Below are 16316 nucleotides of genomic sequence, written 5' to 3' on the forward strand. Positions count from 1 at the left end.
TATTAGATACGATCAGCAAGATGGCTGACAGCTAAAGCAAAATAATGAGAACGATTCCATTTCATTAATGTTTGGTAATTACCATAAACAAGGTAAGCACGCCCATGTTCGTCATCAGGTTGAATTAACCATGCATCAATGTCTTCTTTGGGTAAATTCCCACCACTCATAGTACGAACACCGAGTGTTTGCCATTGTGCTAGTGTTTTGGTTTTTTCTACACCCGTACCTTTTAAATCGGCCGATAATGATGATGGGATCTTAACTTGACGTCCCCAAGTATATTTATCATTCCAACCTGATTTTTTTAGGTAATTCGCTGCAGATGCAAAAACATCCGCTTTAGTATTCCAAATATCAGCTTTACCATCATTATTACCATCAACCGCAAAGGTTAAATAAGATGTTGGCATAAATTGGCATTGACCCATCGCCCCTGCCCATGATCCTTTCATCTCATCAATCGTAATATGTCCTTCTTGAAGGATTTGTAATGCCGCCATCACTTGTTTACGAAATAAAGCTTCACGACGACCTTCATAAGCCAACGTGGTTAATGCTTCAACAACATGGTAATTACCTTGTAATTTACCAAAGTTACTTTCAACTCCCCACAACGCAACAATAAAACGTGGCTGTACGCCGTATTCTTTACCTATCCGATCTAATGTTGTTTTATTCTCTTGATATAAACGACGTGCTTGTTTTACTTTCCAGTCAGGTACAGCGCGTGGAATATATTGATCTAATGTTAACTTTTTCTCAGGTTGGTTTTTATCTGCCTTTACTGCACGATGAGTAAATGTAATGCCTTTAAAAGCTGAATCGAGAATAGGCTCAGAAATACCATTACTACGCGCTTCTGCTTTTAATTTATTTATATATGCGTTAAACCCTTCATCAGCAGCAAAAGCTGTTGAGGAAATCCCTAGTCCTAAGGCCACAACGGCCGATATAAAACGCTTATGCATAATAACCTTAATTAGCTCTGCCGGCTTTCTCGGCTTTATATTGATCCAATAAATTTGTTACTGGCGGTGGAACTTGAAGATAGAAACCAACGGTCTTTAATGCTTCTTTTACTTTTTCAACATCGGCCAAGGCTAACTTTCTCCCTTCTAACTTTATCACCATAACAAATTGCGGTTTACCAAATGTATTCATTAATACTTCAGGCACATCGGAGAAATCATCTTTCTTATTTACATATAAATATGTGTTATCTTTTTTTAAGCTTTTATAGATTGCACACAACATTTCAATTCACCTATTTGTTAAAGCTTATTCTTTCAGACAGCTATTTTAACGTATCATTCCCCGTTGGTTTATTTTTCCCCCTACAGGATGAGACTTTTGTCTGAATTTCCCATGTCAAAGCAAGGATAACTTGCCCCTAACTGCTCGGGAATATACCATGCTAGTACCTTTGTGATAATCAACAAGAATGGTTAATTTAAACATTAACCATAATAAATACCATGACCAAGACGACTGAACTTAAAGGGAGCTCATTTACGCTCTCTGCGCTTCATTTAATTGATGGTGATATCAAAAAAGCGACCGATCACCTAAAAGAAAAAATTGAACTCGCACCTAATTTCTTTGCATCAGCTCCCGTTGTTATCGATATCTCTAATGCAGGCAAAGATATTAATTTTGAGCAATTAAAACGAGCAATTGTCGACGCGGGCATGATCCCTGTAGGTATCAGCGGTTGTAAAGAACAAGCGTTACAAAATCAAGCAAAATCTGCTGGATTTGCTATTATGAATGCCGCACGCACGGTGAAAGAAAAAACAACAGTAGAATCTACTGAGGCTGAGCCATCTTCTCAGCCAGTTCAAGGCCGAGAGTCCGCACTTATCATTCGCACTCCTGTTCGTTCTGGTCAACAGATTTATGCTAAAAATCGTGACCTTGTCATTCTCAACCATGTGAGTGCGGGCGCTGAAATTATTGCTGATGGTTGCATTCATATTTACGGTACGTTACGTGGTCGAGCATTAGCTGGAGCCAACGGAGACCTAGAAGCGACAATTTTCTGTCAGAACTTGCAATCTGAACTAATTTCAGTTGCAGGAAACTACTGGCTAAGTGATAACATTCAGGATGAGTTCTGGGGCAAGGGTGTTGTAATTTCAATTACTGATAATACGCTTAGCATCGAGCACCTTGCTTTATAAAAGTTTTAATAAGGAATTTAGTAAATGGCACGAATTATCGTTGTTACTTCAGGTAAAGGCGGCGTTGGTAAAACAACCTCAAGCGCAGCCATTGCATCTGGTCTAGCATTATGCGGTAAAAAAACGGCGGTTATCGATTTTGATATTGGTCTACGTAACCTTGATCTCATTATGGGTTGTGAGCGACGTGTCGTTTATGACTTTGTAAACGTTATCAACGGCGAAGCAAATCTGAACCAAGCATTAATTAAAGATAAGCGTGTTGATAACCTTTTTGTTTTACCTGCATCTCAGACTCGTGATAAAGACGCACTCTCTCGTGAAGGTGTTGAGCGTGTTTTAAATGACTTGGATAAAATGAATTTTGATTTCATTATCTGTGATTCTCCAGCAGGTATTGAAACTGGTGCTTTAATGGCACTTTACTTTGCTGATGAAGCGATTGTAACAACGAATCCTGAAGTCTCTTCTGTTCGCGACTCTGATCGTATTTTAGGTATTCTAGATTCTAAGTCTCGCCGAGCAGAAGATGGTAAAGACGCAGTTAAACAACACTTACTACTAACACGCTATAACCCGACACGTGTAACGCAAGGTGAAATGCTAAGCGTTCAAGATGTTGAAGAAATTTTACACATCCCTCTTTTAGGTGTTATTCCTGAAAGCCAAGCTGTGCTAAACGCATCTAACAAGGGTGAGCCCGTTATTTTCGATAAAGAATCTGATGCTGGCATTGCTTATGAAGATACAGTAGCACGCTTATTGGGTGAGGAACGCCCATTTAAATTCTTAGAGGAAGAGAAGAAAGGCTTCCTAAAACGCTTATTTGGAGGCTAACTTTATATGGCACTGCTCGAGTTTTTCCGCCCGAAAAAGACGAAAACAGCGAATGTAGCAAAGGAAAGGTTACAGATTATTGTCGCTGAACGTCGTAGTGCTGGACAACCGGCTCCAGCCTACCTACCCCAGCTAAAACAAGATATTTTAGATGTGATCAGTAAGTACGTTCAAATCGACCCAAATCAAGTGTCTGTGAACCTTGATCATAAAGAGGAAGATTTATCCGTACTCGAACTTAACGTGACGTTACCTGACGAAGAACGTTAATACAGAAAAACCCGCAGATGGCGGGTTTTTTCTTTTAGGACGTAGTAATCAATTAGGCTTTTTCGTCTAATAACTTTAATACACGTTGCTCAAATAAATCACGACGCCAGTTTTTCAACATTTCAGGACGTTTTTCATCTTGACGCTGATACTTCCATGCCCAAGATAATACTTGGTGGATCTGCTTTTTAGAAGCTAAGAACTCAGGCGCTAAACCGGTCTCTTTTTCAACATCTGTTACTACGTCTTTGATGGATTTTACCATCTGCTTATAATGTGGGAAATCAACCAAACGCTCTATTTTCGCGGGATAATCTTGCGCTGCAATACGATCGCAATCATGCACCATTTTCAATAAACGGTTACCGTGACGTTGGATCTCCATTGGCTCAAAATCTGCTTTCTCAAGCTCAGCTCGTGATTTAATATTAAAACGCGCTAATTTCCATAAATGTAATTCTTTGACAATGAAGTTTAATGCGATATCCCGTTTCTGCGCTTCACGTACTCGCCAAGCTGCAACTTTTTGCAAAACAGCAAGTTGCTGTGGGTTTAACTGCCATGCGTTTTTAATATCAAGATACGCTTTTTCTGGATCAACGGGCTTAATACGGCGGTGTATTACAGATAGGCATTCTTGCTGTAATGCTTCCATATAGCCCCGTTCTTCAACCTTAGCTAATAAACTTTCAAACAACGGTTTTAAGTAATAAACATCGGCAGCGGCATAATCGAGTTGTTTTGCCGTTAATGGACGTGCAAGCCAATTGGTACGCGCTTCGCCTTTATCAAGCTCAACACCAACGTATTCTTTCACTAATGCACCAAAGCCCGTTGAAATACCTTGTCCAAGGAAAGCTGCCATTAACTGAGTATCAAACATTGGTGTTGGTAAACAACCGGCATGATGCTGAAATACTTCTAGATCTTCACCACAGGCGTGAAGCACTTTCATCACCGATTGATCACGTAACAGTGCCCACAATGGCTCCATGTCTTCCACTTCTAATGGATCAATTAACGATAACTGCTCACCATCGAATAATTGAATCAAACCTAAACGCGGGTATAGCGTACGAGTACGGACAAATTCCGTATCAAGCATAACGGCAGAGTGCGTTCTGGCTGAGTCACAACGCTGTTGTAATTGCTCGGTTGTTGTAATTATCTCGAAGTTCACATGATACCTTTTCGGTGTGGGGCTAAATCATTAACCTTTTTGTAAATTATATTAAGAAAAATGCCGACGTAATGTCGGCATCTATAATATCGCGCAATAGTATGTAATAACACTTTTCAGCAAAAACTGATGGGCTTTTTTACATATTTATTATCGCAAACACTTATTGTTGTGCTTTTTTATCAGACTCTTCACGCAATACGCGACGTAGAATCTTACCTACATTGGTTTTTGGCAAGTCATCCATAAATTCAACAATTTTAGGTATCTTATAACCTGTTAAATGTTGACGACAATGCGCTATCAATTCATCTTTTGTGAGGCTTTGATCGCGTTTCACCACACATATCTTAACCACTTCTCCAGACACTTCATGAGCCTGACCGATCGCTGCGACTTCAAGCACTTTGTCATGTAGCGCTACAACATCTTCGATTTCATTAGGATAAACGTTAAAACCTGACACTAAGATCATATCTTTCTTACGATCGACAATATGCAAAAAGCCTTCATCATCAAATTTAACGATATCACCCGTCGATAGCCAACCATCTTCTGTTAATACTTCTTTAGTGGCTTCAGGACGCTGCCAGTAACCTTTCATGACTTGAGGACCACGAACTTGTAATTCACCGACTTCGTCGATACCCACAATATTACCTTCATCATCAACCATACGCACTTCAGTTGAAGGGACAGGCAGGCCAATTGAACCGTTATATTGCGTCAAATCATAAGGGTATGCTGCAACCAGTGGTGAACACTCGGTTAAACCGTACCCTTCTAATAAGTAATTACCGGTGATTTTCTGCCACTTTTCAGCAACAGCACGTTGCACCGCCATACCGCCGCCAACAGAAAGACGTAGATTACTAAAATCGAGCTCTTGGAAATCTTCATTGTTGATCAGCGCATTAAATAAGGTGTTCACACCTGTAATTGCTGTAAATTGATAACGTTGAAGCTCTTTGACAAAAGTGGGAATATCACGTGGATTCGTGATCAGTAAGTTCTGACCGCCCATTTCCATTAATAATAAGCAGTTTACTGTCAATGCAAATACATGATAAAGCGGTAAAGCGGTAACAATGAGCTCACGCCCCTCTGTTAGCACAGGACCATATGCACCTTTCGCCTGCATGACATTAGACACCATATTATGATGCGTTAATATTGCACCCTTAGCGACGCCTGTTGTACCACCTGTATATTGAAGAAATGCCATGTCATCGCCAGTAATAAATGGCTTAACATACTGCATACGACGGCCTTTACGCAGTGCGATACGCATTGAAGTCGCATGCGGCAAATGGTACTTAGGCACCATTTTCTTAATGTACTTAACAACAAAGTTAACCAAAGTACCTTTTGGACGAGACAATTGGTCGCCAAGGCTGGTTAAAATTACATTTTTAACACCTGTATTTTTAACAACAGCTTCAAGGGTATGAGCAAAGTTAGACACGATAACAATGGCTTTTGCACCAGAGTCATTTAATTGGTGCTCTAACTCACGTGGGGTGTATAACGGGTTGACGTTAACCACAACACAACCTGCACGTAAAATACCGAATAGCGCGATAGGATATTGCAGTAAGTTTGGCATCATTACAGCAACACGGTCACCTTTTTGTAGCTTCAATTCATTTTGAAGGTAAGCTGCAAAGGCACGGCTACGCTCTTCCAATTTACGGAAGGTCATAACTTGTCCCATGTTAATGAAAGCAGTTTGATCAGCATATTTACGTACTGATTGTTCAAACATATCAACTAATGATGAATATGCATCCGGATTAATTTCTGCCGGTACATCATTCGGATAGCGGCTAAGCCAAACCTTATCCACTCGCATTCTCCTTATTATTAGACTGCTTTAATACCTATACAGGAATACAGGTAAATACTGTACGTATAAATCAAACATGCGTTTACATTCAAGTACAGTATACTTAACTTATAATTAACATCTTGCCAAATTAACTGAGTAGAAACTTTGAAGCTACTCATTGAAAAGCGAAGATTAATCTCTCTCGAGGGAAATAAAAGCCCTAATACAATTCGATACTGTATCTGGCTGTTCTAAATGGCAATGATGCCCCCCGTCAATCACTACCTGTGAAAACTGTTGAAGCTTGTATTTATCCTGCGGATCATCACGCAGTTGAGGAAATCCATGACTTCCGACAATCGAATAAATGGGTGCTTCTATTGACGACATAATTGCTTGTGCTTGTTGTTGTGTCATCCGGTAGAGTGATTCACAACGCAGGCGATGGTCATGTCGCCAGTACCACAGCCCATTACGCTTAACCGTTGCCCGCTTCACAACAGGCTCTAAACATGCCATGGGTAAATCATTAACGTTGGCACGTAATTGTAAAGCTTCAGTAAAAGAGCTCATTGCTCTTGCTTTACGACGTTCACTACTTTTACGGTATTGCTGTCGACTTTTAATCCCACACTTTAACCGCTCAACCGTTTGTTCGGCCTCTTCCACTAATGGCGATAAGCCTTCAATTAATACCAACTTATCTATTGATTGAGGATAAGCTGCGCTATAACAACTGGCAATAATCGCCCCTAATGAGTGGCCAACAAGACACACGCGAGTGGTGGGGAGCTGTGTAATGACTTGGTGTAAATCATCAATATAATCGAAAAAGTGATAATAGTTATCCCCACTTCGAGATTGTGATAAACCATGTCCAGGCAAATCAATGGCAACAAGATTAAAATCGTCCTCTAGTCGTGACCAAAGTGATGAAAACGTCGCAGCATTATCTTGCCAACCATGAATAAATAACAATACGGGTTTGTTATTCTCTAACGGCGACGATAATGAGAAATTGGTCAGTCCCGCTAATTCTAATTCAGCCAGCTTAAATGTTGTTACTTCCATGACTTACATTATCACTCTATCAACCACGCGCCCTTGAATGCCAAACGGTGGCATAAAGTAATCATCGCCCCAAAATCCACAGTTAATGCCAATACAACGATTAAATCGCATTGGTGTTTCCATTTGAATTTGCTGCTGTACTTGCCAAATTTGCTCACCTGAAGCATTTACCACAGGAAAAGTATAATCGTACTCTCCAACTTTACCTTTTTGCATTTCAGTATATTGCCCGACAACTGTCAGTAAACGTCCTTTGGCATACTCGATAGGATCAAGAAAGCCAGGTACATTCGCAATAAATCTACCTTGGGGTTTACTGTTCAATATTGGTCTACCGTCAGAGGTTAACGGCAATGCGACTATTTCAACGCGTGTTTGCTTTGCTTCATTTTTAATTGAAGCAATAATGCCACCTAACCTTACTTCCTGATGTTGCATTACAGTAGGATGCTCGGTGATAACGCGTAAATCCGTGATAGGATTTTTCGTTTTGGTCTGCAAGCTGGCTGGAACACTGGCGCAGCCTACCATAAAGATTAATATCAGCCCAAGAAATAGCGTGCGAAACATATAAAACCTCAACATAACTGTTCAATATTACAGCAAAAGTAATTATTTAGGCATAGTCTACGGACACGTTAAATTAACGTGATAACGATGAGAATAATAAGGAAAGTATTCGTTGGTTTAAACAACCATATTGATACCGATCAGATCGGAAAGTTGTTCTTTTCTATCATGCAGCATGACATCCATATACATAGATAATGCTTTCTGATGTTTACCATCAGGGCGATCATACTGTAATTGACGATATTCTTGACTCGCCCACTCTGCGTGTTGTGTTGTCGATAACGATGATAAAACAGACGTTGATGAAACCGTATCACTTGAAATGCTCGCTTTCGTACTAGAGGTCTGTGAGGTTGAACTAAATGGTTTTGATGGTAATGATATAACACCATGATTGATAGTAACCATAATCTCCTCTCATCATCCATTTAAAAAATTAGGATAAAGAAAAAGTAGCAGCACCCGCCACTACTCTTTATTTAATTATTCGCGACCTGGCAGTTTTTTCCATGTCACAGTATCACGTAAATACACAGGACTAGCCACTTCTGCGCTAACACTTTCACCACGAGCAAAAGCAAACTTCGCTAGGTGAACCATGTCTTGTGAATCAGGATATAACACCGAGCCCTGCTGCATTTCAAAAGGTAACTTAGCTAGAGTATCAGCATACACTTCCCACGCTGTACCCGCTATTAACCAAATACCCGTTTCGGTCTGAACAGATTCAACTAAAGCATCAGGCACAATCACCTGCTCTGCACCGATAATTTGCCAGTCACCATCGGTTTTACGCTGGTACTGACCCCAATAGATTTCGCCCATACGAGCATCAATAGCAGATAATACATTGTCAGCTTGATGGACACGGTAAGTACCTTGCGCCATTGCAGCTAATGTTGACACGCCCACCATAGGTAAATCGGCACCAAACGCTAAACCTTGCGCAATACCAATGCCGATACGAACACCAGTAAAGCTACCAGGGCCTTGGCCGTAAGCCAATGCATCGAGTTGGTTTAGCTTGATACCAGCTTCAGCCAGAACTGTATCTACCATAGGCAAAATTTTTGTTGTGTGCTCACGTGGTGCATATTCACAACGAGAGATAACTTCGTCACCCATTAATAGGGCAACAGAACAATTTTCAGTTGCAGTATCAACTGCCAAAATTTTGGTGCTCATTCAAGCCTCTGAATGTTGGTTGTCATCTTCAATAACGTTATTGTTATTAATAGTAGACAAAAAGTCACTAACCCCTTCAACACTACGTGTACGAGGGATCGGTGGTAAACTTCGTAAAAATACAGCGCCATAATGCCTTGTTACTAATCGGTTATCACAAATGATCAATACGCCTTTGTCTTTAGTATCACGGATCAAACGCCCAACACCCTGCTTTAAGGTGATCACCGCATCAGGTACTTGGACATCGGCAAAAGGATCACCACCACGCATACGACAATCTTCAATACGTGCTTTTAATAATGGATCATCTGGTGCTGTAAACGGTAATTTATCAATGATAACACAGCTAAGGGCTTGCCCTCTAACATCAACCCCTTCCCAGAACGCCCCCGTTGCCACTAATAATGCATTACCATGAGCCAAATACTCATTAAGTAGCTTTTGTTTCGTTGTTTCACCTTGCGCTAACACGGGTAAACTCAGCTTCTCACGAAACCCTTCTGCAAGATCGCGTACCATTTGATGAGAAGTACACAAGAAAAAACAACGACCATTATTCGCTTCAATCACAGGCGCTAACATATCAACCAATTTGTTAGCGAGACCATAACTATTAGGCTCAGGTAAATGGCGAGGTACACATAATAACGCCTGCTCGTTGTAATCAAACGGACTTTCAAGCGAGAATTGTTGCTTTGGCTCTAACCCTAAGCGATGACTAAAGTGGGTGAAGTTCTCATCAACGGCTAAGGTTGCTGAAGTGAAGATCCATGCCCCTTTTTGCTCAGCCATTTGCTCTTTAAATTTATCCGCAACAGAGAGCGGCGTGATATTTAAACTAAACTGGCGAGGTGTACATTCATACCAATAGGAATAGCCTGTAATTGCAGTATCTGATACTCGTTTTAGTTTGGCTTTTAGCGTTGCTGCACGTTCAAAGGCAGTATCTAGTAACTGGCTTCGACCTAACGCCAGCTTAAGTACATCGTAGGTAAGATCTAATGCATCTGACAGTCGAGTCAATTCCCGTTGAACAGCAGGGGTTTGTGATGCTTCTCGCCAATTTCCTCGAAACCCGGGATCACCTAAAATAATCCGCATTTCAAACGCAGCTTGCTGTAACCTGTCTGCCGTTTTTTGCAGTTGGCGCATATCACGCGCTTCTGTGCGATAACCAATATCAATATCTTTCGCGAGTTCAATTAATTGGCGACTGGTTAGGCTCTGGCCAAAGTACTGACTGGCAATATCAGGCATTTGGTGGGCTTCATCAAAGATAAATACTTCAGCTTCAGGAATTAATTCACCAAAGCCGGTTTCTTTAATGGCTAAATCTGCCAAGAATAAATGGTGATTAACAACAACTACATCAGCTTCCATTGCTTTGCGACGTGCTTTAACGACAAAACAATCATCATACGAGGGGCATTCACGGCCTAAACAGTTATCATTGGTCGAAGTAATCAATGGAATGACTGGGCTATCTTCTGCAACATCTTCACATTCACCAAAATCGCCGCTTTTCGATGATGAAGACCATTGTCGAATTTTAACCAACTGTGTTAATAACGTAGGATCAGATTCCACATCATGGCTTTCTATCACTTGGCGATTTAGGCGATCAATACATAGATAATTTGAGCGCCCTTTTAATAACGCGACACGCCCCGTAAAGCCAATAGCATCAGCCATTAATGGCAAATCACGGTGAAATAATTGCTCTTGAAGGTTTTTAGAGCCTGTACTGATAATAGTTTTCTTACCACTAAGCAAAGCGGGGATCACATAAGCAAAGGTTTTACCTGTCCCCGTTCCCGCTTCAACCACCAGCTGAGATTCACTCTTGATCGCATCAGCCACAGCATTCGCCATATCAATTTGAGGTTGGCGAGCCTGAAAACCAGGGATGGCTTTATCTAATGCGCCACCAGAGGCAAAAAACTTCGTTATCATTTACTTCGCACTATTGGTTATATATACAGTATTCATTATGCCAATTATCCAACTACTCGACTAGTCTTCTATCCATCGATTACAAAAATTAACGACATCACTTTCTTATTAATAACATCACCTAACAAATAAATACTTTGACCATAAGGTTAAATCTAGGTAATAGTTAATTAAGATCTTTGTAACACGCAATGTATTATATGCGTGAATCGCAGTCAGGAAACGACATGGAAAAGAAAACACTCCTCACGGAATGCCCAGATGAAATGGGACTAATCGCCAAAATAACCAACATTTGTCATAAGCACCAACTAAATATTATCAACAATAAGGAATATGTTGATAACACCCATAATCAATTTTTCATGCGTACTGAGCTTGAAGGCTATTTTAATGATACAACCTTCCTCGCAGATATTGATCATGCTTTACCCAAAGGCAGCAAACGCCGTTTAATCAGTTCTGATCGCAAAAAAATCGTCATCATGGTGACAAAAGAAGCGCACTGTCTAGGTGATATTCTAGTTAAAGCCTTCGATGGATCATTAGATATCGACATTGCTGCGGTTGTCGGTAATTACGACACCCTACAAGGGCTAACGGAAAAATTTGATATTCCATTCCATCATGTTTGCCATGAAGGATTAAGCCGTGAAGAGCACGAGCAAAAACTATTAGAAGCGGTACAACAGTATCAACCAAATTACGTGGTACTGGCGAAATATATGCGTATTTTAACGCCTAATTTTGTTGCACAATTCCCTAATAAAATCATTAATATTCATCACAGTTTCTTACCTGCATTTATTGGCGCTAAGCCTTACCAACAAGCATTTGAACGTGGTGTAAAAATCATTGGTGCAACCGCACACTTTGTAACTAACGATCTTGATGAAGGGCCAATCATAACCCAAAACGTCATCCCTGTTGATCATAGTTTCAGTGCAGTTGAAATGGCAAAGTCTGGTCGTGATGTAGAAAAATCTGTGCTCAGTAAAGCATTAGGCCTTGCGGTAGACGATCGTATTTTTGTCTATGGTAACCGGACGGTTATTTTATAATCAGGAAAAGACAATATTAACCAAGCGAGCGTAGTAATCTTTGGGGATTACTACGCTTTTTATTATTCGTATTTACAGCAACTAGGCTTGTTCACTTTCTAATACTGCTTTTAACGAGTGTCCGTGTAATTTAATACATACCCCATCACGTTTAAACGCAAAAGTAGGATTAGCTAAACGTTCATCTTCACCGGATGGTGAACTGGCTTTTACTTTGATCCCCTTCGCATCTAACCCATCCCAATCTAATTGTGGTAATTGTTCTAGTAAATCTGCTTTTAATTCTTCAATCGTTTGTGCACTAGATGACACCACAAACTCAATATGTTCCCATCCTTGCTTCAGATAAACTTTATCACTCGGATAAGGCAACTCTAACGCTTCGATTGTCCATCCATCTACGGCTAATGGCTGCTCAAACCCAATGATCACAATGGGACGACCATTGATCATATTGTTAGACCATTCTTGGCCATAACTCAGCCAGGCTTGATGTAACTGTTGCGCCACATCTTGAGCATTGACACGTAATGCAATGTGATCGGCTTGGTAATCAGCCAGTGAAATCCCTAAATCATCAATCAATGCATTAATCGCTTTCATAAACTCCGGTAACTGCGCAAGCATCTGCGTTGGATGAAGATTATATTGTTCAAGCTTGTGCATAAATTTATCCTATTATTGACAGCTATTACTATAATGAGACGGAGTGAATAATTATCCATTTTTCGTGATTTAATGAAACATGAATTTAACGCACTCTCTTTTCAATACAATAGCGTGTTACACATTATTTACTCATAACAAAAAAAGTTAAAAAAAAACGTAAACAATAGGTTTTTCCGGTTGCCAAAGTACCTCCATCTGTGGGTATTATTAGGACAATACCTACTGCGTATTCAAGACTTCGGTGCATATTTAGATATTCGCGACCCCGTCAAAAATACTCACGTTAAACACTTGATTTATTTATGTTATCATTTTGTTTTATTTCGTGATTATTTTTGACGGTGATCTTGTAATACGTAGACATTTTTGCCTCTTATTAGTAATTGGCGTTACAAATGATTTAAGGATCAGCGTGTGAACATTCAAGCACTTATTAATGATAAAGTATCTCAGGCTTTAGAAGCCGCTGGCGCACCTGCAGGCAGCCCTGCCGCAGTTCGCCAATCAGCTAAAGCGCAGTTTGGTGATTACCAAGCGAACGGTGTTATGGGCGTAGCAAAGAAGCTAGGTACTAATCCACGCGAATTCGCACAAAAAGTTATCGACTGCCTAGAACTAGATGGTATTGCTGAGAAAGTTGAAATTGCCGGCCCAGGCTTTATTAACATTTTCTTAAACAAAGCGTGGTTAGCTGAGCGTGGTGAAGAAGCACTAAAAGATGAGCGTCTAGCCGTTAATACTGAAACAGCACAAAACATTGTTGTTGACTACTCTGCACCAAACGTTGCAAAAGAAATGCACGTAGGTCACTTACGTTCAACTATCATCGGTGATGCAGTTGTACGTACTCTTGAATTTTTAGGCCACAATGTTATCCGAGCTAACCACCTTGGTGACTGGGGTACACAATTCGGTATGCTTATCGCTAACATGCAGCGTAAAGAGCAAGAAGGTACTGATGTTTCTATGGACATCAGCGATCTTGAAGGTTTCTACCGTGAATCTAAAGTACTTTATGATGAAGACGAAGAATTCGGTAAAACAGCACGTAACTTTGTTGTTCGTCTACAAAGCGGTGATGAGTACTGCCTTGAGAAATGGAAGCAACTTGTTGCCATTACCCTTAAGCAGAACCAACGCAACTACGATCGTCTAAGCGTGTCACTGACTGATGACAACGTAATGGGCGAATCTATGTACAACGACATGCTACCTGGCGTTGTTGCAGATCTTAAAGAAAAAGGTCTAGCTGTAGAAAGTGATGGCGCAATTGTTGTTTACCTAGACGAATACAAAAACAAAGACGGCGAGCCTATGGGTGTGATCATCCAGAAGCGTGATGGCGGTTACCTATACACAACCACTGATATCGCTTGTGCTAAATACCGTTACGAGCAACTTCATGCTGATCGCGTACTTTACTTCATCGACTCACGTCAGCACCAACACCTAATGATGGCTTGGGAAATCGTACGTAAAGCGGGTTATGTGCCAGAGAGTGTATCTCTTGAGCACCACGCATTTGGTATGATGCTAGGGAAAGATGGTCGTCCATTTAAGACTCGTGCTGGCGGTACTGTTCGTCTTGCTGATCTTCTGGATGAAGCTGTTGAGCGTGCTAACAAGCTAATTGAAGAAAAGAACCCAGAACTAAGTGCTGAAGAAAAAGCAAACATTGCACAAACTGTTGCAATGGCTGCGGTTAAGTACTCTGATCTTTCTAAGCACCGTACGACAGATTACATCTTCGACTGGGACAACATGCTAGCATTCGAAGGTAACACTGCACCATACATGCAGTACGCATACACACGTGTAGCATCTATCTTTAAGCGCGCGAATGTTGAGCTTGCAGATCTTACTCACCCAATCGTTATCACTGACGAAAAAGAGCAAGTACTGCTATCTAAACTTCTTCAATTTGAAGAAGCGGTACAATCTGTAGCACGTGAAGGTCAACCACACTTAATGTGTACTTACCTATTCGAACTTGCAGGTATGTTCTCTAGCTTCTACGAAGCATGTCCAATTCTTAATGCTGAAGAAGATGTTAAGCAAAGCCGCTTGAAGCTTGCATTGCTAACATCAAAAACTATCAAGCAAGGTCTAGACCTACTTGGTATCGAAACACTAGAGCGTATGTAATCTACATCCCTCTTAATATTAAAAAGCCTTCCATTTGGAAGGCTTTTTATTTTCTGTTTATCGCACTCTGAAATATGTTTATAAATTAGGCTCTGTAAATAAAAACATAACCAAAGATTCAATAGTTAGATCCCTTTATTGACCAAATCGCTGACCACCTTGGTTCAACCACATCAATTCACCTTGCGTAGAAAGTCGCCCCAGCACCGCATTACGATATGGAAAACGTCCAAATTGCTTAATCACATCATAATGGCTTCTCGCATAATTATAAAAGCCATCAAATAGTTCACGATTATTCAAGGAAGTTGATTCTCTTAAGTGTTGAAAGCGAAACACACTCTCTTCTTGATCTTCCAAATCTTCTGCATGTTCTAAAGGTAAATAGAAAAATACGCGTTCAATTGGCGATAAATCTACATCTTGATTCAATGCTAAACCACGTTTACACAATGCTAAGGCTAATGAGTCATAACGAAATGCCGCACTTAATCCACGGTAGATGTTGCGGCTAAATTGATCGAGTAAAATTATCAGGGCCAAGCGACCTTGGGCCGTTTCACACCAGTGATTTAACTCCCCTTTGCCAGCCTTACTCACCCAAGATTGAAAATGGGTTTTAATGTAAGCATCAATTTCTTCACCACCTAGAAACCAAAGCGCATGTTTATTTTCTTTGGTTACTTCACCCTCTAACTCGCCAAACCAATAATCGAGTATAAACTGATATTCGCTTGCCATAAGTTGCCTCACAATAATTAGAACTCTTAACCAAATGTTAGAGAATACGTTAAGGATAATACCAATCGTTTTAAATTAGGCATACTATGATAAATAATGCTCTGGCTTGTGAGCCATAATGTACTGTGAAGGAATAATTACATGCGTTTCACTCTTCATCCTCGCCTACAATCTGATACCACTGTACTCGGTGATTTTCCGCTTTCTCGTGTTTTATTATCTAAAGAAGCGCTGGGACCATGGATTATCCTAGTCCCTCGTATTGACGAGTTACGTGAGATCCACCACCTACCTGAACAAGACCAATACCAACTAATGCGTGAATCAAGTGCCGTAGCCACATTATTAGAAAACGACTATCAAGCAGAAAAGATTAACGTTGGTGCATTAGGTAACCTTGTACCACAACTTCATTTACACCACATTGCACGCTTTAGTCATGACATAGCATGGCCTGGACCAATTTGGGGGAATACAGATGGTACTCAACGCAGTGAAGCGCTACAAGCAGCACTGGCTGATGAGCTGCGCGAAGAGTTAAGTCAGGTTAAAGGCTTTACAGCTATCTCTCATTAGCATTAAAAAAGGCAGCTTAATTAAGCTGCCTTTTGATTTTA

The 16316-nt window shown here is 40.5% G+C and carries 17 protein-coding genes; 6 read left to right on the forward strand and 11 right to left on the reverse strand.

The genetic code is table 11. The features are described from left to right. Positions 1-2 precede the first annotated feature (2 nt). Both C9J41_RS01360 and C9J41_RS01365 read right to left on the reverse strand, forming a co-directional pair. Positions 3-971 (reverse strand): lytic transglycosylase domain-containing protein, encoded by a 969-nt coding sequence (locus tag C9J41_RS01360; protein WP_045082690.1) that lies wholly within the window; start codon positions 969-971, stop codon positions 3-5. Between the two features lie 7 nt (positions 972-978). Beyond that, complete coding sequence (locus C9J41_RS01365) at positions 979-1257, reverse strand: YcgL domain-containing protein (protein WP_005370601.1); 279 nt, start codon at positions 1255-1257, stop codon at positions 979-981. Positions 1258-1478: 221 nt separating this feature from the next. On the opposite strand from C9J41_RS01365, the gene minC reads away from it, so the two are divergent. From minC to minE, 3 genes are read left to right on the forward strand one after another with little or no spacing between them, the layout of a single operon-like run. After that, complete coding sequence (gene minC / locus C9J41_RS01370; protein ID WP_107205598.1) at positions 1479-2183, forward strand: septum site-determining protein MinC; 705 nt, start codon at positions 1479-1481, stop codon at positions 2181-2183. 24 nt (positions 2184-2207) lie between these two features. Beyond that, on the forward strand, positions 2208-3020 hold the full coding sequence (minD, locus tag C9J41_RS01375; RefSeq protein WP_107205597.1) for a septum site-determining protein MinD: 813 nt from the start codon (positions 2208-2210) through the stop codon (positions 3018-3020). A 6-nt stretch (positions 3021-3026) separates the two neighbouring features. Beyond that, positions 3027-3290 (forward strand): cell division topological specificity factor MinE, encoded by a 264-nt coding sequence (gene minE, locus C9J41_RS01380; RefSeq protein WP_005370595.1) that lies wholly within the window; start codon positions 3027-3029, stop codon positions 3288-3290. A 52-nt stretch (positions 3291-3342) separates the two neighbouring features. On the opposite strand, the gene rnd is transcribed toward minE, so the two are convergent. The 7 genes from rnd to C9J41_RS01415 form a co-directional block, all read right to left on the reverse strand. Continuing rightward, on the reverse strand, positions 3343-4470 hold the full coding sequence (gene rnd, locus C9J41_RS01385) for a ribonuclease D (protein WP_107294113.1): 1128 nt from the start codon (positions 4468-4470) through the stop codon (positions 3343-3345). A 163-nt stretch (positions 4471-4633) separates the two neighbouring features. After that, a complete protein-coding gene (fadD, locus tag C9J41_RS01390) occupies positions 4634-6316 on the reverse strand; it encodes a long-chain-fatty-acid--CoA ligase FadD (protein ID WP_105060617.1) in 1683 nt (560 codons plus the stop codon). Positions 6317-6490: 174 nt separating this feature from the next. Beyond that, positions 6491-7369: an alpha/beta fold hydrolase gene (locus C9J41_RS01395; RefSeq protein WP_107287064.1), complete on the reverse strand. Its 879-nt coding sequence runs from the start codon at positions 7367-7369 to the stop codon at positions 6491-6493. 3 nt (positions 7370-7372) lie between these two features. Continuing rightward, on the reverse strand, positions 7373-7939 hold the full coding sequence (locus C9J41_RS01400; RefSeq protein WP_107292072.1) for a Slp family lipoprotein: 567 nt from the start codon (positions 7937-7939) through the stop codon (positions 7373-7375). 117 nt (positions 7940-8056) lie between these two features. Further along, entirely contained in the window at positions 8057-8350 is a 294-nt protein-coding gene (locus C9J41_RS01405) for a hypothetical protein (RefSeq protein WP_107294114.1), read from the reverse strand. A gap of 75 nt (positions 8351-8425) precedes the next feature. Continuing rightward, a complete protein-coding gene (tsaB, locus tag C9J41_RS01410; RefSeq protein ID WP_107294115.1) occupies positions 8426-9127 on the reverse strand; it encodes a tRNA (adenosine(37)-N6)-threonylcarbamoyltransferase complex dimerization subunit type 1 TsaB in 702 nt (233 codons plus the stop codon). Further along, positions 9128-11083: an ATP-dependent DNA helicase gene (locus tag C9J41_RS01415; protein WP_107294116.1), complete on the reverse strand. Its 1956-nt coding sequence runs from the start codon at positions 11081-11083 to the stop codon at positions 9128-9130. A 227-nt stretch (positions 11084-11310) separates the two neighbouring features. Here C9J41_RS01415 and purU point away from each other — a divergent pair, with 227 nt between their 5' ends. Next, positions 11311-12144, forward strand: a complete 834-nt coding sequence (gene purU / locus C9J41_RS01420; RefSeq protein ID WP_105060623.1) for a formyltetrahydrofolate deformylase — start codon at positions 11311-11313, stop codon at positions 12142-12144. Positions 12145-12225: 81 nt separating this feature from the next. Here purU and C9J41_RS01425 read toward each other — a convergent pair whose 3' ends face one another. Continuing rightward, positions 12226-12810, reverse strand: coding sequence for a VOC family protein (locus tag C9J41_RS01425; RefSeq protein ID WP_107294117.1), 585 nt, complete (start codon positions 12808-12810; stop codon positions 12226-12228). 417 nt (positions 12811-13227) lie between these two features. Between C9J41_RS01425 and argS the strand changes: the two genes are divergently transcribed. Next, positions 13228-14958 (forward strand): arginine--tRNA ligase, encoded by a 1731-nt coding sequence (argS, locus tag C9J41_RS01430; RefSeq protein ID WP_105060625.1) that lies wholly within the window; start codon positions 13228-13230, stop codon positions 14956-14958. A 135-nt stretch (positions 14959-15093) separates the two neighbouring features. Here the strand turns inward: argS and C9J41_RS01435 are convergent, their stop codons facing one another. Continuing rightward, a complete protein-coding gene (locus C9J41_RS01435) occupies positions 15094-15699 on the reverse strand; it encodes a DUF924 family protein (RefSeq protein ID WP_107205589.1) in 606 nt (201 codons plus the stop codon). Between the two features lie 141 nt (positions 15700-15840). Between C9J41_RS01435 and C9J41_RS01440 the strand changes: the two genes are divergently transcribed. Then, a complete protein-coding gene (locus C9J41_RS01440) occupies positions 15841-16275 on the forward strand; it encodes an HIT domain-containing protein (RefSeq protein ID WP_107205588.1) in 435 nt (144 codons plus the stop codon). The last annotated feature ends 41 nt before the right edge of the window (positions 16276-16316 follow it).

The organism is Photobacterium sp. GB-50 (genome assembly GCF_003026755.1).
In the GTDB taxonomy this organism is placed as follows: Bacteria; Pseudomonadota; Gammaproteobacteria; order Enterobacterales; family Vibrionaceae; genus Photobacterium.